This window comes from Rhizobium sp. N621 (assembly GCF_001664325.1).
Classification (GTDB): domain Bacteria; phylum Pseudomonadota; class Alphaproteobacteria; order Rhizobiales; family Rhizobiaceae; genus Rhizobium; species Rhizobium esperanzae.
In genome coordinates this window covers 1,158,591-1,181,031 of the sequence record NZ_CP013495.1, presented here as the reverse complement: position 1 = coordinate 1,181,031, position 22,441 = coordinate 1,158,591, and the positions used below count along the sequence as shown (strand labels likewise).

Below are 22,441 nucleotides of genomic sequence, written 5' to 3'. Positions count from 1 at the left end.
AGCGTGTTTCGGTAGACTGCCGCCAGGTGGGCGATCGGCAATGGACCGGCCCGAGCCACCTCATAAGGACGCCGGCCCGTCCGGCCGGCGGCAAGTGACGGAAAAGGATGAAAGACATGTCTACAGACAACAAGCCACTGATCGCGGTCACCGGTGCAACGAGCAAACAGGGGCGCAGCGTCGTTGCGACGCTTCTTGAAAGCCAGCGTTTCCGCGTCCGCGCTCTCACTCGAAGAAGGGATTCGCCCGAAGCTTTGCGTCTCGAGAAACTCGGCGCGGAAATCGTCGCCGCACCCCTCGAACTCGGCCTTCAGAAGGAATTCGTTGCGGCATTCAAGGGCGCGGACGGCGCGTTTCTGATGACGCCGCCGATCGCCCCGCCGGAGACGACCGAAGCGCCTCTCGGCCGGCAGCTGGCGGATGCGGCCGTGGAGGCCGGCGTCGGGCACATTGTCTTCAGCACACTGGAGAATGTGGACAAGATCACCGGTGGGACGAAATATGCGCCGCATTTTACCGACAAAGCGCGCGTTGCAGATCATATTGGCGGCCTGCCGATCTCTCATTCCTTCGTCATGCTGGCATTCTTCTATACAAACCTTATCGAGTATTATGCGCCGCGCATGGAAGGCGACACCCTGCTCTTGCCGATTTATCTTCCGGAAGATTTCCGGGCGCCTTTCGTCGATCCGCTGACGGCGACCGGGCCTGTTGTCCTCGAGATTTTCTCGAACCCCGAGCGCTACAACGGCAAAACGCTGCCGATCGTCGGCGATATCATTTCTCCGCGGGAGATGGTCGAAACCTTCCGGCGCGTCACCGGCCGCAAGGCCGAGTATCGAAATGCTTTCACCAGAGATGGCCTGCTGCGCTATTTTCCGGAATTTGCCGCCAACGAATTTTTCGTTCGAGAGCTTCTCGGGATGGTCGAGTTCGCGGTCGAATATGGCTATTTCGGCAAGGAGCAGGATCTCGAATGGAGCCGGCGGCTCAATCCCCAGACGCTCAACTGGGAGCAGTTTCTGCGGACGACGGGATGGCGCGGCGACAAGAGGTCTTTCGGAGATTGAAGCTGTCTCGCACAAGTGCCGCAGGGCCTGCGTGGCAACGACATGCTTGAAAGCAAAGTCTTACGACGGCCGGATTCCCGGCAGCTTGGCAATCTCGGCGGCAAGAAAGTCGACGAGGAGCCGAACGCGGGCAATGGCTGCACGCTCCGGAACAATCAGCAAGCTCAGCGGAACGGGCGAAGGCCGATAGTCTCCAAGCACCACCTCCAGCCGGCCGTCGTCCAGCAGATCGTGAACCAGCCAGAGATGTGTTGGACCGATGCCGCGTCCGGCAGCAAGGGCTTCGCGCGCCGCAAGCCCGTGATCGACACGCAGCCGGCCGCCGACCGGGATGACCAGGCTGGCGCCATCAGGAGAGGAAAGAAGGAGCTGATTGCTGCCAACCACGTTGGACATCACGATGGTTTCATAGCGTGACAGATCGGCCGGGCGCTCCGGCCGCCCCCGGGCGGACAAATAGGCCGGAGCACCGACCAGCAGCCGCTGGCTCTCTCCGACCGCGTGGAGTTTCATCGAGCTGTCGGCGAGAGGTCCAAGGCGAAGCGCCACGTCAACGCCTTCGCGAACCAGGTCGATGCGCTCGTCCGTCAGGTTGAGGTCGATGCGGATGTCGGGATGCCTGTCCTGGAAGTCAAAGATCATTCGCGTGACATGCATGACGCCGAGCGCTGCCGTACAGGAAAGCCGGACAGCGCCCGCCGGCGCCTGACGGGCATCTCTGGCTTCCTCAGCAGCCTGTTCGACCAGGCGCAGGATCTGCAGGCAGTTGGCATAATAGCGACTGCCTTCCTCCGTCAGGGTGACGCGGCGGGTGGTGCGGCTGAGAAGCGGCACGCCGACAGCCTCCTCAAGCTCATTGAGGTGCCGCGTCACGGTGGACTGGCCGAAGCCGAGCTCCTTTGCGACCATCGACAGGTTGCCGCGCTCGGCCACCCGAACAAAGGTGCGCATCCTGTCAAAAGACAAACCCGCGTTATCCATTTTTCAGCACAGTGGTCGCCATCCGCTCCATATACGGAATAATCCTGACTGTGGCCAGGCCCGGAACGGGCCAGATCACCGCGTCGACCCCCGCGCCACGATTGAAAAGCCGCAATCGACCCTGTCGTCCCCGGGCGGCTCGTCGTGGATGGCGCGCAGCAGCATGTCGGCGACGCGGTGGCCGATATCCTGGCGCGGTAGGTGCACCGTCGTCAGCGACGGCTCGATGAAGGGCGAAAATTCCAGGTCGTTGAAGCCGCAGATGCCGACATCCTCCGGCACGCGGATGCCGCGCGCCTTGCATTCGATCAGCACGCCGAAGGCCAGTTCATCGCTCTGGGCAAAAACGGCATCGACATCGGGCACGCGCTCGAGCAGGCGGGAGAACAACTCCCTGCCGAGGCCGATACGGCTCGGCGCATCGCCGCCGATGATGAGATCCTCTTGGAAAAGGCCGGCTTCCCGCATTACTGCCTCATACCCCTCGATGCGCCGGCGCGAGCGGACATCCGCGCCGCGGCCGATGAAGGCGATCCGACTATAGCCCCTCGACAACAGAAAGCGGGTCGGCTCGGCGCCGGCCGCATAATGATCGAGGCCGACGACCAGCCTTTGCGGTTCCTGGCTGAGATCGGTGACATGGGCGATGGGACAGGCGGCGTTCTCGATCAGCGGCAGAAGATTGCAATAGGATTCGGCGCCGGCGATGATGACGCCGGCCGGCTTCTGGGTCAGGATGGATTTCAGCAGGCCGGCCTCGCCCTCGGCATGGTGCAGCGTGCTGGAATATTGCACAGTGAACTCGGTGCCGCGGAAGCGATCCTCGATGCCGATCATCAGGCCGGCAAAACCGTACTGATGCAGGGCGGGCGTGATGACGCCGATAATGCCGTTGTGGCGGCCGGCCAGCGCCCGGGCGGCAAGATTGGGAATATAGCCCATCTCCTCGACCGTGCGCAGAATCTCCTCGCGCAGATCCTCCGAGACGATTTCCGGATTGCGCAACGCACGCGAAATGGTGATCGGGCTGACGCCCACCTTCTTCGCCACATCGCTCAGCTTCACCTGCATCCCGCGTTTGGCTTTCCGCCCCCGCTCAACCGAGTTCTTCATCGCCCCTCATATACCGTGGGCGAGACGCGCCTGCGGCTGATTCCCCGGTCATTACTTCCTGACGAAGAAATATTTTAGAGTCTACTAACTTTTATGGCCGCAACGGGTTCCAGATCCGACTTGCCGAAGAGAGCGGGATCGCCTTTATCAGGCGAAACGACCGGCAGTTTGGCAGAGAGCGCGGCGGCTGGCGCCGACACCGGGCGACGAAGGTTAAACTTCAGTAATGCCTTACAAATCGGCAATATAAACATGATCAATATTTAATTTGTAAAGCCATTCGGCGCGATCATATTAATCCCGAGCGCGAATTCTTCTTGCCCTCCCCGATCGTCGCTTCCCGACGATCCGCGCCGGCGAGCGAAGGAATTGGCGCACCTCATCCGACGCCAGGTCCCAGACATGGAACTACGACGCCATCACAAGCCAACGCTCTCGCAAGGGATCACCACCATGTCACATATTCTCAGCAAACATCGCACAGCAGCGCTTGTCGGGGCCGCCATCATCGCCGGCGCGGCTTGCCTGCCCTACGCCATCAATTCGTCGAGCGCCTTTGCCGCGCCATCGGACACGGGCGGTATTCTCGCCCCGAGCGGCTCCTTCGCCTCCGTCGTCGACGCTGACAAGCCTGCCGTCGTCACCATCACCACGACGATGAAGACAACGGATGTCAGCGCCGATCAGCAATCGCCGATGGACGAGCAGTTCCGCCAGTTCTTCGAGGATCAGGGCATTCCGCTGCCGCGCCCGGCGCCGCAACAGCGCGGCTCCCAGCATGCGATGGCGCTCGGCTCCGGCTTCATCGTCAGTCCCGACGGCGTGATCGTCACCAACAACCATGTCATCGACAATGCCGTCGGCATCAAGGTGACGCTCGACGACGGCACGGAACTTCCGGCCAAGCTGATCGGCACCGATCCGAAATCCGATGTCGCCGTCTTGAAGATCCAGGCGGGCAAGCCGCTGCAGACCATCGCCTGGGGCGATTCCGACAAGCTGAAGCTAGGCGACCAGATCCTGGCGATCGGCAATCCCTTCGGCATCGGCACCACGGTGACGGCGGGCATCGTTTCGGCGCGCGGCCGCGACCTGCACAGCGGGCCATATGACGATTTCATCCAGATCGATGCGCCGATCAACCACGGCAATTCGGGCGGCCCGCTGGTCGATCGTGAGGGCAAGGTCGTCGGCATCAACACCGCCATCTATTCGCCGAACGGCGGCAGCGTCGGTGTCGGCTTCGCCATTCCCTCCGACGAGGCCAAGGAGATCGTCGCCAAGCTCGAGAAGGACGGTTCGATCAATCACGGCTACCTCGGCGTGCAGATCCAGCCGGTCACGAAAGACGTCGCCGATGCCGTCGGCCTCGACAAGACGGGCGGCGCGCTGGTGGCCGCCGTCTCCGCCGATACGCCGGCCGCCCATGCCGGCCTGAAACCCGGCGACATCGTCACGTCGGTCGGCGGCGAGACCGTCAAGACGCCGAAGGACCTGTCGCGTCTCGTCGCCGATCTCTCGCCGGGCACGCAGAAATCGCTCGGCGTCTGGCGCGACGGCAAGGCGATCGATCTCAACGTCACCGTCGGCGCCAATGCGGACGGCCAGAAGCAGGCCGCAGCGACAAGCCCGGAAGCGCCGGGTCGGGCCTCCGGCCAGCCGAGCCTCGGCATCGGCCTTGCCGAGCTGACGCCGGATGTGCGCCAGCAGCTCAACCTGCCGCGCTCGGTCAGCGGCGCGGTGGTCGCCAGCGTCAATCCGGACAAATCGGCCGCTGCCGCCGGCATTCAGTCGGGCGACGTCATCGTCTCGGTCAACGACCGGCCGGTGCACAATGCCCGCGACGTCAAGGCCGCAATCGCCGAAGCCGGCAAGGCCGGCCGCAAATCCGTGCTGCTGCTCGTCGAACGCGACGGGAATAAAACCTTCGTCGCCGTGCCTTTTGCCGCGACTTGAAGCAATCCAGCAAAAGCTTGCGAAAGCGGGCTCACTTTGCTGACAAAATCTCTTCCGTCATGCTCGGCCTTGTGCCGAGCATCTGACCACCGCAATTGTTCCGCCGTAAAAGCGCTAATTATCAAATGCCCGATTGGACGTGCGCAGATCCTCGGCACAAGGCCACAGCTGTCCGGTTTAAATATGTGGACTGGATGAATGGTATTGATTCTTTTTACTTTCAGACGCTTCCGGCGAATTGAGACACGATCAGGAGTTCAAGGCCAGGCGACATCCCGACACCGGAGATCGGCGAAACCAGCCCCTTGCATGTTCAATTTGCGCTGATTGTTGGATGATCGGTGCGCACTCCGGCGGATGGCCATCCGCCGGAGTGCGGACGGCCGGGACCGCAGGCCCCTTGGCTTGAACCGGGGATGAGATTGGTCCGGCCGTCCTCGCGTTTGTCCTGAACAGATGATGGGGAGCAAGTCCCGCATGCAAGGCAAGGTTTCGTTCCAAGAAGACGCGATGCCGGTAATTTATGCCGGTGTGGACGTGAGTAAAGAGTGGTTGGATGTTCATCTGCATCCGCTGGGCGAAAGCCGGCCAAGGGAGAACTTTAAAAGTGCTTGACGCAACCACGCTGAATTGAGAAGACGCAACATTCTCCAAGACTGACTATTTTACGAAAACTCGAGCCTTACTCCATAGCTCGCAGCACGACGACAGATGACAACCCCTCTTTGCGAGTACCGCTTGCCGCCCAGGTATCTGGCATCGCAGAGAGCACGAAAATTGATAGAGCATGCTGCACAGTCTGACATTCCATAAAACAATGGATGTCTCTTTTCGTAACGAAAGCCATCGTATGCCCGACATGAAAATTATTTGGAAAAGAGTTGAATTACAGCTGTTTTCTATTTACGCGACCGCCCATTTTCCCATTTTCTTCCTATCAGACGCGAAGTATTGGGATGATTGGAGCCTTTCTGGCGCCAGTAAAGATATGCTTATTTCTGTGTTTTCTCAGGCTGGACTTCCGATTATCGGATATTATCACTATGCTGTACAGCTGGTCGGCTGGTGGTTTTATGCTTTCTCTACCTTTTTGCTAGGCTATCTTATCGTTAATGTGTTTTATCTTGTTCTAAAAGCTTTGAATTTCTCGAAATTTGACGCAATGTCTCTATCGTTTCTTGTGGCGGTCCTACCTCTCTATCATGCTAGAATTGCAGCAATCAATAATCCCGGGCTTATTTTTATATTAATCTTCGCCTTTGCTGTTTATATTTTTATTATATCCAGGAATGAGAATAATAAGTATAAGGAATACCTCTCGTATGCACTGTTTGCGCTCTCATTCCCGTTAAATTCCCTAGTTCCGTCGTTTTTGCTGGTGTTATTTTTAGCTGCTTACCTCCTTTACAAAAAGGAAAATGCTTTGAAAGCTGAATTCAATCAGCGAAATTATTTGAACATAATAAAATATATTCTGAGAAATACATATATTATTATATTGCTTCCTTTCGTTTATGCTGCAATTCAGCATTTTATGTTGAAAACAAGCGGTATGTTTGCTGATGATTACAACATAATCGACATAAAAATCTCGACGTTAATCTCGGAGATTAGGGTAATATTTTTCTACTTATTTCCGAGTGATGGAATTTATATTGACAAGAAGATTCTCTTACTAGTTTTCGCAGCTGTCCTGATGGCGGTTTATTCCATCACCTCCCATCAAGTGTGCAGCAGCCCCCAGGTCGAACACAGTGGAAGAGGACTGATTGGCATGGGTGTCGTGTTACTGGGGCTTGGCGCGTCGGCCTATGTGATGGTCGGGAAGGAGCCCTCCTATGAACCTTGGACCGCGACCCGTTTTCAGGTACTGCTTCCGTTCGGTGCGGCCTTCTCGACGCTCGGTCTATTCAAGACTATATGTGCCGTTTTTCCGGCGACGAATCCCGATAAACGTCATCGGATGAAAGTGGCCTCTTTTGCCGGCTTAATCGCGGTGTTCATTGTGAATTGGTGGTTCGTCTATGGCACCTTTTACCTGGACCACCTTTGGCAGGAAGCTTTTGCTGACACGATCAGGAACACCCCTGCCCTGCAAGGCCGCAATTCCGTGATCCTCGACCGATCAGGCCTGCAAGCCTTCGACACCACGGCCGGATTGGGCGAATATGCCGGGCTGCATGAATCCGCGACCGGGAAGCGTGATGCATTGATCCTGAATTATGATTCGATGATCGCCTATGGCGGCTGGTCGGGATTTGTGAGTAAGTTCGGAAGGTTCTTAGGAGCCTGGACGAAAGTCGAAGACGCGGCGTTTGATGTTCCAGGATGCCTCTATATCATTCACCGAGGACGCGCCGGGCAAAACAAATGGTCCTATGCGGCCAATGCTTTTATTGTCAAAATAACGTATCCTGAACGCTACGTGGCAAGAGATCTCTTGAGATTTGACGGTCCCTTTTGCCAATCGACCCGGTGAAAGTCGAAGGCGATGCGGCGGCAAGTGGTCTGACAGATCCGGACCATCTGTGCGCGCCCTTCCAATCCAGCGGCAGAAGTTATTGGCTATCGAATCTGCCCCAGAACGTCCGCGCTGATATCTGCCAGCCTGTACGCGTTTGCACCAATCGAGTTTGTCGAGATACCACTGTACGGTTTTTCGAACGCCGCTCTCGAAAGTCACCGTCGGGCGCCAGCCCAATTCGCGCTTTTGCTGGCATCGACGGCGTGGCGGCGGTCGAGCCTGGATGATGCTGCACGGCTACCCCAGCAAAAACTCCAGCAGCCAAGCTTGTCCTCTTGGTTGCTGAGCAAATATCCGTTCCAACTCGGTACGGTTGCATATATCGGCCGCTCTAACGCACAGCGATCTGAGCCATCGCCCTCGCCGAGTTTTCAAGGTTTCCAGCATAGGTCAGCTTGTCGACGTTGATGATCGAGTGGTCGGTATTCTGGATGATGTGACGGATAACAGCCGACCCGACAAAGCCGGCCCCGCCCATCACCAGAATTTCCATTCCCATCGATGCTTTTGATGGGTCACCCGATGGCAGCTTCCAAAACCCTGACAACGTGTTCCTGCTGCTCAGCAGTCAACTCAACCCATAAGGGCAGACGCACCAGCCTTTCCGACTGGACGTTGGTCACCTGCAAGTCGCCCCGCGTGCGGCCATACCGTTTTCCGGCGGGCGAGGAGTGCAGGGGCACATAATGGAAGACCGAATAGATATCGCTCTTCTTCAGCTCACTAAGTACTTTCTGACGATCGATCTCCGGCGCCAGCAAAACGTAGTACATGTGGGCATTGTGCTGGCATTCGTCTGGGACGATGGGCCGGCGAAGCAATCCTTTAGCCTCGAGCGGTTCAAGAAGCGTGTGATAATGTTGCCAGATGGCCAAGCGATGATTGGTGATGCGCTCGGCTTCTTCAAGCTGGGCAAATAGGAAGGCCGAGATCAGCTCGCCCGGTAAGAACGAAGAGCCCACCTCCTGCCAGGTGTATTTATCGACCTCTCCCCGGAAAAAACGACCACGGTCCGTGCCTTTCTCGCGGATGATTTCGGCGCGCACCGCCAGAGCAGGGTCGTTTACCAGCAGGGCCCCGCCTTCCCCTGAAATTACATTCTTGGTTTCGTGAAAGCTGTAGGCCCCGAGGTCACCAATGCTGCCCAGTGCCCGGCCTTTATAGGCTGCCATCACGCCCTGCGCCGCATCTTCCACGACCCTGAGGCCATGGCATTTGGCAATGCTCATGATAGCGTCCATCTCGCAGGCGACACCCGCATAATGAACCGGGGCGATAGCGCGAGTGCGCGAGGTGATAGCCGACTCGATCAGGCGTTCGTCCAGGTTCAAAGTATCTTCCCGGATGTCGACGAACACCGGCACACCGCCGCGCAGCACGAACGCATTGGCGGTAGAGACAAAAGTATATGAGGGCATGATGATCTCGTCACCAGGCTCGATGTCGAGAAGCAGAGCCGCCATCTCCAGCGCGGCGGTGCATGAGTGCGTCAGCAGCGGTTTTGCACATCCACTTTTATTTTCCAGCCACTCGTGGCAGCGTTTCGTGAAAGGCCCGTCACCAGCAAGCATGTTGCCGAACTTCGCTTCCGCGATGTAATATAGCTCTTTGCCGGTCATGAACGGCCGATTGAACGGGATTTTCTCGCTCACTGCTTATCCTCTTGAAGCCTGTGCCACTCGTCGGCGACGCCGCGCAGATAGTCGCTGTACTCGCATGCCGGCATGCGCCCAATCAAGGTTTCAAATTGAGCAATGCTGAGGAACCCTCGAACCAGCTCCGCCTCTTCCGGACAACCGATTTTTAAGCCTTGCCGTCGCTCTATTGTTTCGATGTAGGACCCCTGACGCAATCAGAACGGTCAGAGGGTAAATAGATCATAGGTTTGTCGAAAACAGCCCTGGAGCTGCTTACTGGAGACTTGCGTCAGAGGATACAGGCGCGACCCCGCGCTGCCAGTAAGAACAATCGCTTTCATTCATGTCTCCCCACACGATAGCCTCGCCGCGATCGGTGTCCGTTAGATGAATGCCCTTCCACTCGACAAAATGGAAAGGGACAACATCAGCCTCACATCTTTCTGGCGACGAGCAGTCGCGAACCACCCAAAGGGAAATCCAAACCAGTTCCGATGAGAGCGCTTTCCGCACGCAATATCCATCTGAAAGCGTTATTGAGCAGGCTTGGAAGTTGCATCTCGGTTCGAACGTCGATCTCGTCAAGCGATTTATTTCGGCTTAGTAAACGCGAAGCAAGCATCGCCGGCAGCAGGAACGAGACGAAGGAGGTGTTGCGAAGGATGGTGAAGCCCGCGGCAGTAACTTTCCTGTTCAATTCGCTGGCCGTGTACCGACGGCAATGGTGAGCGTAATCGTCAAGGGGACTCCACAGCCATGGATGCTGCGGAACAGTCACCAGCAGCGTACCTTTAGGCTTCAGCGCGGCGTGCATTTGCTGCAGGACGGTTTCATCTTCCTCAATGTGCTCAAGAACGTCAAATGCGCCGATGGCATCAAATTCCTCCGCGAATGGAATTGACCGGGCATCCATTTGCATGAGCCGTGCATTAGGCAATCTCTGAGAAGCAAATCGCAGACCCTCGATAAATATCTCGCTTCCGAAAATCTCAGCTTCAGGATATTTCTCGGTAACGCCGGAAAGAACAAAACCCGTCCCACAGCCAATTTCCAGAAAAGAGCGGAATTTGGGATGGTACTTGCGTAAAGCCCACAGGATAAGATCGTTTCGGGACCTGAACCAGAAATTTGTGGCCTCTAATTCCGACAAAACTTTGAAATAAGAAGCTTCAAATCCACCCCCTTGGTTAGCAAACTGTGGAGCGTAAGCTGCAATTCCGCCTATTTCTTCAGGCTCCCAACGGCAAGCGGGGCAATGAGGCCTGCCAGCTTCACTGTCGAATTTAGTTCCACAACCTAAACAACGGGAGCTCACGGATTTTGTTTTCTCTTGCTAGTGGAAGGGAAGGCATAAATGCTGCACGCCACATATACGAATGCGGCCACGGCAACTATACCAAATGCTTGCACATAAAAATGAGCGTAATGGAGCCTATCAACAAACACGTAGAGGATGCTGTAGTTCAGCGCGTAACCAACACCATAGATGATTCCATATCGGACTAGGGCGCTCTGCTGCTCCGCAGCCTGAATGAAAACCCAGCGCCGATTGGCAGCAAAGCTCATAACAACTCCGAAAAAATAAAGTATAGTCATTGCCAACTTTGGCGGAATCCCAGCAAAGGTGACCATGAGGTACAGGATATATCCGAAGCTGTTCGTCAATAAGCCGATAAATCCAAAACGGGTCACCTGCAATATACTATTTTTAGATAGAATCAGATCTCTCCACCTTATTGTCGTCCAGAACGGCCAAGCCAAAACCCGTTTTCCCGAAACCATCGCCGTTGTATAGCATATATGTATTGTCCCCGTGCCGAAACACGTAAGGGTACTCGATCATAGCGCTATCCCAGCTGTTTTCGGAAACGTCTATACCCGCTTGGTCCAATTTCAAGATCCACGCGATCCCGTCTCGGCTTTCAGAATACCCGATCCGATAGGCTTCGCCTTGACCGCTGCGGTAAGAGAACCACATCCGGTAACCACACACAGCATCAATGAGAACCGTGGGCCTGGAGAAGGCCTGCGCCTTGCCTATTTCATAGGGAATTGCCGTGCCTTCCTTGTGCCATATATGGCCATCCCTTGAAGTTGCGGACTTGATAACATGGAGCATTTCGCCGTTGCCAGCGTCCCAGGTTACGGTAGATCCGTACCACATCCTGAAGGTTTCACTATCTGTCCTTTCAACCCATGGATAGGAAAGACTGACGGAATCCTCCTCATCCGAGGCCATAAACGCTACGTCGGCGTCCAGTTCAAGCGTTAGATCGGGTCGAACCTTTATGCGGCCTATATCGCCTCGCCAGTGCCTTCCCGCAGGCCTCTGCCATCCCATGAATAGCATATAGCGCTGCGGACCCGCAAAATAACAGTTGCCGATACTGATACCCGCTTCAAAGAAACTGCCGCCAGCACCGTGAACCAGAAAGGGCTGCTTGTGTTCGTGCACGACTTTTCGCGTCAAGAGATCGATATCAACGGCGCCCACAGAGGAACGATTCTCGCTGTCACGCCCGCTAAAAAACACCCTGTATGTGTCACGTTCGAGGTGAAGTGCGAGCGGGTTCGCAGCGTGACTCCTCAGCTTGGGGTGAACGCCGGACGGCTTGAAGAGCAGGCCGGTTTTGATCCATGTGCCGGTCATATCTTGCGCAGTTTTGAGCTGGGAACACGCGAGCGTTCAGTGGTGCTGGATACGTAGACTCCATCAGCCTCGGCATCCGACAGTATGAGTGCTGCGGCACCGATAACGCATCTTGCCCCGATACTAACGTGATCGCGAAGCGTAGCATTGACCCCTATGAAACACTGCTCGCCAATCCTGACCCCACCGGATACCACAACATGCGAGGAAATAAACGTGTGACTTCCAATATCCGAATGATGACCGATATGGTTACCGCTCCACAACGTGACATTGTCACCAATATGCGAAAATGGTTGGATCGTATTGTCTTCAAGAATAAAACAATTGCGTCCGACGGAATGCTCGTTGAGGACTGTTGCGCTAGAACTGATATAGCTTGCCAGGTCGTAACCGAGAGCCAGCCCGGCCTCGAACTTCTGCTTGCGGATTTGATTTAGCTTGGAGTAGCTGAGTGCGACGAAAAGGGCATGGTCGGCCGGAGGATAGCGATCAGCGACGTTTTCGAAGGCAACGACCGGAAGGCCACAAAACTCTCGATCAGTTAAATAAGCTTCGTCCACAGTGAACGCGACCACATCATAATCGCTGTCATTTTCGAAATAGTAATGGGCGAGTTGGGCAATGTCACCTGTCCCAAAAATGACGAGCTTCCGCATCATGGCAACTTCCTCACGATCATCGTAAATTCGTATAGCTCATAGTCATGTAACAAAGCTACCTGCCGTGAATAGCGCCGTTTGCAAAGATCGAATAAGTCCAGTGGGTTGGCGTAAAAAAGATCACCCCGCATCCGGTCTCCGTCAGAATAGGATGTTAGACAATTGAAAGAAAAACCCTCCCGACTGGATATGTCCATCATGTCCAGTGTTTCCACCAGATACGCAAGCCACTCCTCGTCCGTCCGACCAAGCCGCACATTGAAAATTCCCGACGCTACAGAATAATCGACGATCTCACCTGGCGAGTTACCCAGCCTAAAAGTCACGTCCGGCGACGCGGCGATACGCGAACGGGCGGCTTCAATCATCGGCAGAGCAATGTCGACACCTATGTACCGAGTGGCGTGTCCCAACTGCGAGAGGTGGTCAAGCAACGCTCCATATCCGCATCCTATATCGGCGATGGAGTATGGTTGCGAAGAATTGACCACTTTGAGAAGTTGATTGAAGCGCATGATTTGGCCGGCTTGGCTGTTCCAGTCAACACCTGCTGCGGTTTGGCCATGTTCAGCGATCCGTCCCGAATAATAGTTAGCCACATCCTTCAGAATGTCGTCACTCGATTCAACCATGAATGTCCCACCACGTGTAAGGGCGCTGATGTTTAGCGGCGCTAATTGTTCTCAAAATCCTGTAAACACCCTACCAGCCCGCCATTCAAAGAAATATGAGCTCTTCCTCCGATCTTCATTATCGCTTTCAGCGCTCCCATTTGTGAGGGACCAGCAACATCTCGTATCCCAATTTGGTGATTTCCGTGAGCCGGTTACCGCGTCCGAATACTCACGCGACGGGTATCTGCGATTGACTCGGACGATCGTCAACATGAACTCCAGGTAGGTCACGCCACGTGGTAGCCATTCCAGCGATACTTCAACACCCGCGACAGGATATACCGCCCGGCTGACGACGTTGGAAGCGCCCCTCCAACTTTTGTAAAGCGCGCGAGTATTTTTCGGAATACATCGGCTAGGTCTCTGAGGAATTCTTTTTAGAATAGATATCTTGAATGATTGAGCGGGGTCTATCCTTCACCTCCTCCAGGATCTGCTTGACATAAAGGCCCATGAGCCCCGTAAAAACAGCATTCAAGCTGAAGAAAAAGACCACGACGGCCATGAGTGACGCCCATCCGTCTTGGACTGGTCCGATCAGCGCGCGCACCACAACAAACCCGCCGTAGACGATACCTAAGAAAGCCATCATTAAGCTGAAGCACAGCATTAATATCAGTGGCTTAGCTGAAAACGTCGTGATAGCAAGGGCGGTCAGAGCAATCCGCCTTCCTAGCGAGTAGGTGGTATCCGAGGTGCTGGCTTTGATAAAAGGGAACGATGCCTGGGGATAGCCAACAAGGATGCTTAGGGGAACGAAGACTGGGTTTTTGTCGCGAAATTTAAGTAGAGCGGATACATAGCGACGGGTCATCAATCGCATCGTTGATACGTTCTGGGGTATGCCTACCTCGCTTAACGCAGAGAAAAGCCAATAAAAAAGGTGCCCTGATATCCGCTCGATCCGGCCGCCTTTCCGACGTTCCTGCAGCCCGTACAGACAATCAACAGCTTTTCCCCGCAAAACCTGCGCCATTTCCGAAAGCAACTCGGGAGGCTCCTCGAGATCGCTGTCAATCAGGAATATTAGGTCGCCTTGAGCATGCTCCAAACCCACGAGCATCGCTTTATGATGTCCGAAATTTCTGCTCAAGCATAATAGCGAGATCCGAGCGTCGCGCTCAACCCAATTTCGCACGATGTTCGCGGAAGCGTCCGGACTGCCATCATCGACAATCACGATTTCAATATCATCCGACACCGCCTCTCCCGCGGCCAAGGCACGTTGGATGAACTCATCGATTGTGTCCATTGACCTGTATAGAGTGGTAACAATGGATAACTTGCGCGTCACGGAACTCATTTGTCTTTCGGCAACCGAGACTTGAACCAGTCGCCAACTGAACGAAATTCATCTAGGCCATAGCCCAGTATTTTCTTTTGCTGCTCTGTAAAATCTGGAGCTTCACCTAGCACGGAAGGAATATGGAACTGCTGACGCAGCATCGGAATCGTGAAGACGTGATTAATGGCGCGACGATTTTTATCGGTCTTATTGGTGCTGCCGGCGTGATAAACCATGCAGTCCAAGACAATGAACGTCCCCCGCTTGACGGTGACGTGGGTCTCCAAACGTCGGACAACCTCGTCGGGTGGAAACGCTTCACGATGATGTGTTCCAGGGATCACGCGCGTAGAGCCATTTTCGATAGTGAAGTCGTCTAATGCAAAGAGTGCATTGATAGCGAGCGGCCGAGAGCTAGTGAAATGCTGATACGGAAGATCTCTGTGATACTGGGCCTGGTGGTATTTGCTTTGGTGGCCGCGATTTATCAGGCCGTTCACCTGGTTCAGGATGAAGTAACCGCCGAGGAGCCGAGACAATAACGCATGAAGTGGCCGATTGAAAACGACCTCCCAGAAATTGGGGCACACCATCGGAAGGAGACGAATCGTATCACGCTCATTAATCTTGCTAAGATCATAACCTCGGTCTGTTGCCGCGGTATCGTATTCCAACTCCGCTCTATTGAACAACTGCGAGAGTTCATCGAGCTGAGCCCCGGCCAATCCGGAATCTAGCGTAGTGTATCCCAGCAGCCTGACCTCCTCCGCGAGGATGTCGTAAATGTCGTTTGCTTCGGTTGCCGCAATAACGCCGTAGCGAGAAATTTCCGTCATAGGATGGCGTCCTGCCTTGCAATTTCAAGAGAATGAAAGATCGGAACATCCTCCGATCCAAAACGATCTCGGATAAGCGACCAGCTTCGCTCATGCACAGCCGCGATCAGGGGCATTCTTGGAAAGCTCAAGAAGTCTTTGACCGATACAACAAGCTTACCATAGAAATCCGCCTCTACCGGTTGATCCCTAACAAAAAACTCTGCGTTTTCGATCACGGACGGGCTGTAGGCGTGAAGAAGATCCGAATACTCACCCGTGCCGAAGATGCCATACTTCCGGCCGTTAAGCACCCGGTTGGTCGCGTCTCGTATCCTGCTCCAGGTGTTCACATACTCTGCGCGCTCCTGAGAAAGAAAGGCGAAGCCGCGGGTCTGACTGTCAAGGTCAGCGTCTCCGACCTGCAGCAGGTAAATCCTAAATCCCTGCAGCCTGCCCGTTAAGGGGGAGTTCGCAACCATCCGCAGGTTTGCACCCGCTACAATCATTGCCAAGGAAGCGGACGTAAAGTTGGATATATGATCGTAAAAGAGCAACTCCGACCCTACGATTTCTCCATCCGGACAAATGACGACAATATTCCCCGTTTTATCAATGACGCGTCGGCATGCTTGCAGAAAACCGAGGGGATTACGTGTGTGCTCTATCACGTTAACGGACAGGCAAAGATTGTAGGCGGGGGGCGAGGCCTCGAACTGCTCAGCAAAACCCTCGTGGATGGAAATTCGACCTCCCACGTTTGAACGCGCATTCGCGGCCACCCGGGAACTGGGCTCCACTCCGGTTGAAATTTGAGCACCAAGTCTATTGGTCAGGTGACCGAGCAACGTACCGCTGCCGCATCCAAACTCTATGATTTTGGAAAAATTGGCTTCATTCCCCAGATGATGCGTCAAGAAAGCTTCTATCTGTCGGCTATATTCGGCGGAGCGCGCAGCGTCCGCCACCGCGTCTCGCAGGCCGATCGAGTAGTCGGCGCTATAAATCTCTTTTATTTGCTCTTCTGAAAAACTCTGGGTGTGAAAGCCATGGCCGCAGTTGTTACAAGAACAGCGCCTAAGAGGATTCGATACCACCTTGCCGTCGCTAACCATCGAGCGGGCTGCATGCGGAATAGGTAGATTTCTACAATCTGCTGATCCACATGCGGGACACCTAGAAATATATTCCGTCACGCGAAGTCCCCCGCAGTGCTTGCTAGCGGACCGCAATAACGCAATTTTGTCACCACGCGCAAGCCTTAAAAATGTGGAGGATTGGCGCCAGCATCCGGTACGCTTTCTTCCCACGCCAAAGGTTCAAGTGTTAGCCAACTCATGATGCCTCTTCCAAGGATCAAAACTGCCCACGCTATTTTCATTGCAACTCTAGGATTCAGAGATCGTCGATCAATCCACCCCTGGTACCTTATTGGCGGGAGTTGGCAAGAGTGTCGAAACACCTCCAGCGGTGCCCAATCATTTCCGCCACTTCTCAAAAGCGCTACTCACCAGCGGACCAGAAATTTGACGCCGTGAAGGTCTCATTTCAGGTATCTCATGTAATTTCGCGTGTCCCTTCCACAATTAAAGAGAAGATCCAGGATCGTCACTCCATGAACGAATTCACCCCAGAGCTGAGGGTATTTAGGATAGCCGGCATAGTCGAACCAGGTAAGCCTAATTCCTCGTTCTTCAAAGACTCCTTCATCTATATAGTCTTTTGCCGCGGGGCCAGATACGTACTCTGTGCCACCCGCTTGAGCACAAAGCGCAGCCAGACGCTCTGTCTTTCCTTCCACCAACGTGTAGTCCCATGAATGGGAAATTACAGTCTGGATTGAGAGATAATTGCAGATTGCTTCAATGAATCGGCGATTGAGCGGCGAAAGGTGACTTGGCGGTTCATTCAGGTAAAGAGGCTCCAGCCACACAGCGATTTCCTCAAAGTGTGCAGCACGACGATAGTTCTGGATCAGGCTCTTCCAATGGGCGTTCGCCCATTCGGTGCCTTCTGTCTCAGTTTCTCGGATTTTCTGGTGGTACTTTCCCTTTACCTGAACGGGGACTGTGAGCCATTGAATCCCCTGAGGCGTCTTGATCTGATTGCGATTGCGCCAATCACGTCGCGTATATTGCATATCGTCGTAGAGGATAAACTCATCCACGGCAGCGATCATATCGAAATAACCCTTCCACGGGATATAATTTGACTGGACGATAGCCACCTTCTTCACTTCATTTCCTTCTTCGAATGGCACGGCAGGCATTCAAAGCCGCACTCGCTGCCGTCGGTTTGTAAAGCTCTTGAGTACGGCTGACATCATAGCCGCGTGCGCCTGCGGCTGCACATCATTGTTTGTTGAGAGATCGTCACGCGCCTGATCGGGGCATCCTGGGAAATGTAGAATGAGAGGCTGAAAGAAGTCATCAGCGCCTTTCAGTGGGTTCTGTCTGGTCAAAGTATTGGTGACAGTTCAAGAAGATTGGCAGCGCCTGCTGATCGTCCATGGGCTGACCAGAGTGTCGATAATCAGATGGTATGGTTCGAGTCTTGATGAGCCCGCGATGATAGGAGGCCGATACGGCGGCGTGCTCCCGAAGGAGCTCTTGGTTGAACTGAACCAGTCACGTCACAGGGCAGCAGCTCGACGGTTCGCAGGAGCCGCCGACGAAGGTCGATAATCCTCTTGACCACGAGGGTTTTAACAAGAAGCCGGAGCAGAAAAAGTCCTTTTTGGTCATCGCAGAAAAAAACGGTTCAGGATTAGCCAACTCGCCTCCCCAGTCCTGATGAAAGATGTTGTATATGGACAGCCACCCCTCAAACGTCGACAGTTCCGCTAAAACGTCACTTCGCAAACCAGTCGTCTCTCGCTCGCCATATATTGGCCCCGCAGTAGCAAATCCACGCTGGGCAGCGGCTCCACGTACTGACGATAAATGAGGGTCTCACCGCTTGAATGTTCGTTTTCGCCAAGGTAGCTGACCTGCTGGCGAAACGCTTCAAATTGGCAGCCCTCCTTCCCGATTACGCCGCGCCTGAACGCCACAGTGTGCCCAAAATAGACCCGGTCCGATCTGTGAGAGGCTAGACGCTTCCCGTCCTCGGAGAATATTGGAAGAAGCTGTTCGAGGCCGTCCTTGGTCTTCTTGCTGAGGGTAAACCAGTTCTCAGCCATCCGAAGATCGGTGGAATTAAACACATTGATTGGACCGACCCCGTAGATACCAGCTGCGTCGGTCGGCGCCGCAACGGATCCTTGGATTTTCCGCAGGACCGTCAGATCGTTCTTTACCAGGTACGGCAGAGGAAGCGAGATAACAAAGCATGCCAGCAAAATCATTACATGACAGAAGACGGTGGAGATCGGATCACCCGGGACGATGTCCTTGTGGACCATCTGGCCCGTTGGCAACAGCGTATACTCTGGCTTTGGCGTAGGGATTTGACAGACGCCGAACATCCTCGTCCGACGCTCGGCAACGAACCTATACACTGCCGGTCCTCCCAAATATCGACCGACTACGAGCAACGGATGAAGCGGCAGCAAAAGGAACACGTGCCTCGATAAAAGCACATAGAACTCATAACCTTTGACGGCATTCCCGCTGCTGACGTCAACAGCATAAAGGTCCTTTCGTGCTTCATCCGGATCGATGCCGACTTCCATAAGCCAAGGAATGTTCTTGGACAACGGCTTAAGGTGGACTCGCCTGAAGAGATCGACGGCCTTTACGAACGTCACCGTTCTATCGCACAGATTGCAGCGGTCATCGTACGCCACCTGAAGCCTGTTTGCGCCACTGATGAACGTCTTGGTCCAAAACAAGGCGGCCACGAACAGGAACTCGAATTGGGCTAGCCACCCGAGCTGCAGGACGAATAGGCTCAGCCCGAAGAACAGCAAGCCCCACATGATTACATATTTGCGAAACACACCGCCGAGCAGCACAAACGGAAGCAGCAGAAGATACCACGGCAACATCGCCCAGAGTGATACGCGCGCCAGGAAAACCGGGATCGGGCCTTGCGAAAGCAGCCAGCTAAACTCAGTCGAATATCTGGACATGAAGTTATTGGTGAGCAGCAGTGGGCCAGCCGAGCCTGACATCCAGGCAGGCTCGCCCAAATGGATCGAAAGCGAGTACAGGCATACGCACCAATAACAAGCGAGTGTCATCAACTTTGCGAGCTGCAGCCCGGATTCACTTGGCAAACCGTTGTCATAGTAGAAGGCTGAGATGACCTTGCGCGCGAACGTGCTTCTTTTCATAAGCAGCCGGTCCAGCGAAAAATTCGCTCCGGCGTTTGTGAATATCAGAAGCACTGAAAGCATCGCTGCGATCCAGTTTCCCAACGTGGATGTGCGGAGCAGTATGTCTCCTATCTGCCACTGAAAAACGATCAGGTACACGAGAGCGTACTGCGTCAGCAGACCCGCTGCCACCAAGGCGCCGCAGAGCAATCCCGTCATGGCAGTCAACCAAATCGATGGCTGCCCCCAGTCCGAAGGCTCAAGATAGGAGATTATCCAGAAGGCGCGCTCGATCATGAGGAGCCCAAATACTATTCGGATCAGCGCGAATTTCGGTGCTTCCTCCTCGGGATTTGATACGAAGGCCCCGCGTCTAGAGAGCCAATCCGCAAGACCACTTAGGGCTACTGCGGCCTTCACTCTAACTACGGGGTGGATGCCGAGTACGAACAAACCGATCAGCAGCGGAAAAAAGCCGAAAAAGCGCTTCGCGAGCCAGTCCCAAGTTCCGGTAAAAGCGACCAGGGAAAGAGCAATAATGAATATCAGGCTGGTTACGAGGATCCCTTTGCTGCGACGCACGTTTGAAAGGGACTCCACGCCCGCTGATATATCCGTCGCATCAACCATGCCCAACCGTCGCCTTCGATGTCTTCGCTAAGTCTCATTAGAGGCGTACTGTTCAGCGCCCTGGAGATTAGCGCCTCCTGCTTCCATGACCTCTGTCCAGGCGAACGCTTACTTTAGAATCGAACGAAGCTCAAGGCACGACCGCGGAAGCCAATCGCCGCCAAGTGGCCAAATACGGCAAGTAAGCCGGACTGGTGGCGAAGTCGGCCGGGATCGGACCCTTACTCTCTAGATCTTTACTTAGATCCTCCTTCTTTGATCCATATCGATCGCCACTACGATGCCTTGGATTCAATTTGCGACAGCATGTGCAAGTCGTGCCCGACTTGCGCGGTCTCTCGATCACAGACTATCTTGGTGCAGGTGTGAAACTGGCGTTCAGTTTCCCCTCTTCAGATGGGACAATAACTTCTCGCTCTATTTGGCCGCTGCCTGTCCCAAACTGCAGACGTTCCGATGCCTCACCCAACATGACGGTGACAAACCTCTTTCCGAGGGGATGATGGAACCGACCCCTGAGGATCTGCCACAGAATTTCGACTACAGGCTCGAACGAGGTCGATCGGTAAACGGGGCGAAGGGTCGATGCCGCAAGCTCTCCATTCCCACCACAAGCCGTCGACGCGAACCGGACAGCAGTGGCACAAGGCCGAGGATGACGTCCCCTTGTGGCTGTCCGGCTCCGGGACGGAGCTGCGCCCGGACCTCGCAATATAAAGGCAGCATTTCCCGCGAAAATCCAAACAAACCGCCTGCATTGTATGCCGGGAAACAACACCAAACCATGACGTTGCCTTATTGCCTGACATTCCCGCCGACGGGCCGTCAACTGGCGCTGGACGAATTAACCCTACTGCCTTACCTTAATATCAGCATCAACTTGAATACATCCCGCCCTGTGACATCGTATTTTCATGATCGCTAATTTGTTCCGGCACGGCGCCCCGGAACGGTGACCCGCCTTTCCCGCGAGGGACCGGCTTCATGCATCAAGCAGCGCCGCAACATCAAACGGAGGGGTATGCCATGAATAACATTGTGGAATTTCGTGCCAAATGCCCGAATGACCAAGATCTGGCCGACTGCCGGGAAGCGCTTGAGCCGCAGGTGATGAAGATCGTCGCCGAAGCGGTCGGCAGGGGCTATCCGCCGGCCGAAGCCGCCATGGTGGTCGCCGATATCGCCGACGACTATATTCTGATGCTGTCGCGCGAGCTGCGGCATTGATGGCGGCGTGCGCAGATCCGCACGCCGACAGGCCGGAAACAAGGGAATCAGTGGACCGCGCAGCGCCTGCCGGGGTAGCAGGGGGTACAGGAGACGAGACCGGCCGCGCGGCCCGGCGATCCTAACGCCGGATCATGCCGGAAGTTCCGGCCCCGGCGTTATCGCCATTTCGGCTGGGGCGGCGGCGCATTGGCCCGGATCTCATGCAGCGGTGCGTGAGACCCGAGCAGCTTTTTCAGCTTCTTCTCCTCCGCCGGGCCAATCCCAAACTTGCGGCAATGCTCGGCAACGTCATGCTCCCGGGGCCCGGGAACGCGAACTTGGCGGTTGCTCATGCTCTTCATGTCCGTTTCCTCCTTGAAGAGGATAACAAACAGGCGGCGGTTTTGTTCGTTAGTAAAGTCTAATTTTAGCAATTGGCGAAATACGGCAATATATCAACCGAGCTGACGCCGTTTTGCTGCGTTTGACTTGCCGGCATTCTCCGTCAGTCGCCTGCTTGCCAGACAGCGCAAAGTTGGGCGCCCGCTCAACTGATCTTCAGCCAATGCCTGAGCGCCGCCACAGCCCCGTCGCTCGCATAGGCAATGACTCCGCCGGTCGTCAGGCCTGCGAAGGCAATCAGCCCGGAGATGCCATAGCCGATCGATTTCATCCGTTTCCACTCTTCGAGCGCCGGGCCGACCGTCTCCTGGTTCTTCTCGACGGTTTCCTTGAGCGTCAGGATCTCGGCGCGGATCTGCGTATCGGCTCCGCCTGTGATTGCCACCCTGGTATCGAGATGGGCGATCTGCCTTGCCTGTTCGTCGAGCCGTCTGTGAATCACCGTACGGCTCTCATGGGCACTGGCCTTTTCGTCGCCCATCTCCTGGCGCAGCAGCGCGACGTTTTCCTCGATGCCGGTCAGCCTTCCCTCGACGCGCCCGAGAGCGCGCAGGATATCGTCGTTGGATGTCATG

General features: G+C 55.0%; 20 protein-coding genes and 1 pseudogene. 5 read left to right on the top strand and 16 right to left on the bottom strand.

From position 1 onward, the window contains the following. Positions 1–116: 116 nt before the first annotated feature. Positions 117–1,070 (top strand): NmrA/HSCARG family protein, encoded by a 954-nt coding sequence (locus AMK00_RS05775; protein ID WP_064811653.1) that lies wholly within the window; start codon positions 117–119, stop codon positions 1,068–1,070. A 60-nt stretch (positions 1,071–1,130) separates the two neighbouring features. On the opposite strand, the gene AMK00_RS05770 is transcribed toward AMK00_RS05775, so the two are convergent. After that, positions 1,131–2,051, bottom strand: coding sequence for a LysR family transcriptional regulator (locus tag AMK00_RS05770; RefSeq protein ID WP_064809854.1), 921 nt, complete (start codon positions 2,049–2,051; stop codon positions 1,131–1,133). Between the two features lie 75 nt (positions 2,052–2,126). Then, positions 2,127–3,164 carry a LacI family DNA-binding transcriptional regulator gene (locus AMK00_RS05765; RefSeq protein ID WP_064809853.1) on the bottom strand — a complete coding sequence of 346 codons (1,038 nt, stop codon included), beginning with the start codon at positions 3,162–3,164 and terminating at the stop codon, positions 2,127–2,129. Between the two features lie 453 nt (positions 3,165–3,617). Between AMK00_RS05765 and AMK00_RS05760 the strand changes: the two genes are divergently transcribed. From AMK00_RS05760 to AMK00_RS05755, 3 genes and pseudogenes are all read left to right on the top strand, one after another. After that, positions 3,618–5,120, top strand: coding sequence for a DegQ family serine endoprotease (locus tag AMK00_RS05760; protein WP_064809852.1), 1,503 nt, complete (start codon positions 3,618–3,620; stop codon positions 5,118–5,120). Positions 5,121–5,597: 477 nt separating this feature from the next. Beyond that, a pseudogene (locus AMK00_RS32435) lies at positions 5,598–5,726 on the top strand (IS110 family transposase); the annotation flags it as partial. Between the two features lie 181 nt (positions 5,727–5,907). Continuing rightward, positions 5,908–7,599, top strand: coding sequence for a hypothetical protein (locus tag AMK00_RS05755; RefSeq protein WP_237350446.1), 1,692 nt, complete (start codon positions 5,908–5,910; stop codon positions 7,597–7,599). Positions 7,600–7,975: 376 nt separating this feature from the next. Here AMK00_RS05755 and AMK00_RS30570 read toward each other — a convergent pair whose 3' ends face one another. From AMK00_RS30570 to AMK00_RS05695, 12 genes are all read right to left on the bottom strand, one after another. Continuing rightward, a complete protein-coding gene (locus AMK00_RS30570) occupies positions 7,976–8,143 on the bottom strand; it encodes an NAD-dependent epimerase/dehydratase family protein (protein ID WP_335720563.1) in 168 nt (55 codons plus the stop codon). Positions 8,144–8,159: 16 nt separating this feature from the next. Continuing rightward, positions 8,160–9,296, bottom strand: coding sequence for a dTDP-4-amino-4,6-dideoxygalactose transaminase (rffA, locus tag AMK00_RS05750; RefSeq protein WP_082240276.1), 1,137 nt, complete (start codon positions 9,294–9,296; stop codon positions 8,160–8,162). A gap of 418 nt (positions 9,297–9,714) precedes the next feature. Next, positions 9,715–10,596: a class I SAM-dependent methyltransferase gene (locus AMK00_RS05740; protein ID WP_082240275.1), complete on the bottom strand. Its 882-nt coding sequence runs from the start codon at positions 10,594–10,596 to the stop codon at positions 9,715–9,717. Beyond that, positions 10,593–10,973 (bottom strand): GtrA family protein, encoded by a 381-nt coding sequence (locus AMK00_RS05735; RefSeq protein WP_237350469.1) that lies wholly within the window; start codon positions 10,971–10,973, stop codon positions 10,593–10,595. Before AMK00_RS05735 ends, AMK00_RS05740 begins: the two co-directional genes overlap by 4 nt. 16 nt (positions 10,974–10,989) lie before the next feature. Continuing rightward, positions 10,990–11,931 carry a hypothetical protein gene (locus tag AMK00_RS05730; protein WP_064809850.1) on the bottom strand — a complete coding sequence of 314 codons (942 nt, stop codon included), beginning with the start codon at positions 11,929–11,931 and terminating at the stop codon, positions 10,990–10,992. Beyond that, on the bottom strand, positions 11,928–12,593 hold the full coding sequence (locus AMK00_RS05725) for an acetyltransferase (RefSeq protein WP_064809849.1): 666 nt from the start codon (positions 12,591–12,593) through the stop codon (positions 11,928–11,930). The genes AMK00_RS05730 and AMK00_RS05725 overlap by 4 nt, the downstream gene beginning before the upstream one ends. Further along, positions 12,590–13,225 carry a class I SAM-dependent methyltransferase gene (locus AMK00_RS05720; RefSeq protein ID WP_064809848.1) on the bottom strand — a complete coding sequence of 212 codons (636 nt, stop codon included), beginning with the start codon at positions 13,223–13,225 and terminating at the stop codon, positions 12,590–12,592. Before AMK00_RS05720 ends, AMK00_RS05725 begins: the two co-directional genes overlap by 4 nt. A gap of 397 nt (positions 13,226–13,622) precedes the next feature. After that, positions 13,623–14,570 (bottom strand): glycosyltransferase family 2 protein, encoded by a 948-nt coding sequence (locus tag AMK00_RS05715; RefSeq protein ID WP_064809847.1) that lies wholly within the window; start codon positions 14,568–14,570, stop codon positions 13,623–13,625. Then, a complete protein-coding gene (locus tag AMK00_RS05710) occupies positions 14,567–15,388 on the bottom strand; it encodes a phytanoyl-CoA dioxygenase family protein (protein WP_064809846.1) in 822 nt (273 codons plus the stop codon). The genes AMK00_RS05715 and AMK00_RS05710 overlap by 4 nt, the downstream gene beginning before the upstream one ends. Continuing rightward, on the bottom strand, positions 15,385–16,482 hold the full coding sequence (locus AMK00_RS05705) for a class I SAM-dependent methyltransferase (protein WP_064809845.1): 1,098 nt from the start codon (positions 16,480–16,482) through the stop codon (positions 15,385–15,387). The genes AMK00_RS05710 and AMK00_RS05705 overlap by 4 nt, the downstream gene beginning before the upstream one ends. Positions 16,483–16,910: 428 nt before the next feature. Then, complete coding sequence (locus tag AMK00_RS05700; protein WP_237350445.1) at positions 16,911–17,627, bottom strand: WbqC family protein; 717 nt, start codon at positions 17,625–17,627, stop codon at positions 16,911–16,913. A 582-nt stretch (positions 17,628–18,209) separates the two neighbouring features. Next, complete coding sequence (locus AMK00_RS05695) at positions 18,210–20,255, bottom strand: thiol-disulfide oxidoreductase DCC family protein (protein ID WP_082240274.1); 2,046 nt, start codon at positions 20,253–20,255, stop codon at positions 18,210–18,212. Positions 20,256–21,281: 1,026 nt separating this feature from the next. Here AMK00_RS05695 and AMK00_RS05690 point away from each other — a divergent pair. Beyond that, the gene (locus AMK00_RS05690; RefSeq protein ID WP_064809843.1) at positions 21,282–21,482 is read left to right on the top strand and encodes a hypothetical protein; all 201 of its coding nucleotides are present in this window, start codon (positions 21,282–21,284) and stop codon (positions 21,480–21,482) included. Between the two features lie 158 nt (positions 21,483–21,640). Here AMK00_RS05690 and AMK00_RS30565 read toward each other — a convergent pair whose 3' ends face one another. Then, positions 21,641–21,826, bottom strand: a complete 186-nt coding sequence (locus AMK00_RS30565) for a hypothetical protein (protein WP_082240273.1) — start codon at positions 21,824–21,826, stop codon at positions 21,641–21,643. A 185-nt stretch (positions 21,827–22,011) separates the two neighbouring features. Continuing rightward, positions 22,012–22,440 carry a hypothetical protein gene (locus AMK00_RS05680; RefSeq protein ID WP_064809842.1) on the bottom strand — a complete coding sequence of 143 codons (429 nt, stop codon included), beginning with the start codon at positions 22,438–22,440 and terminating at the stop codon, positions 22,012–22,014. Position 22,441: the final 1 nt, after the last annotated feature.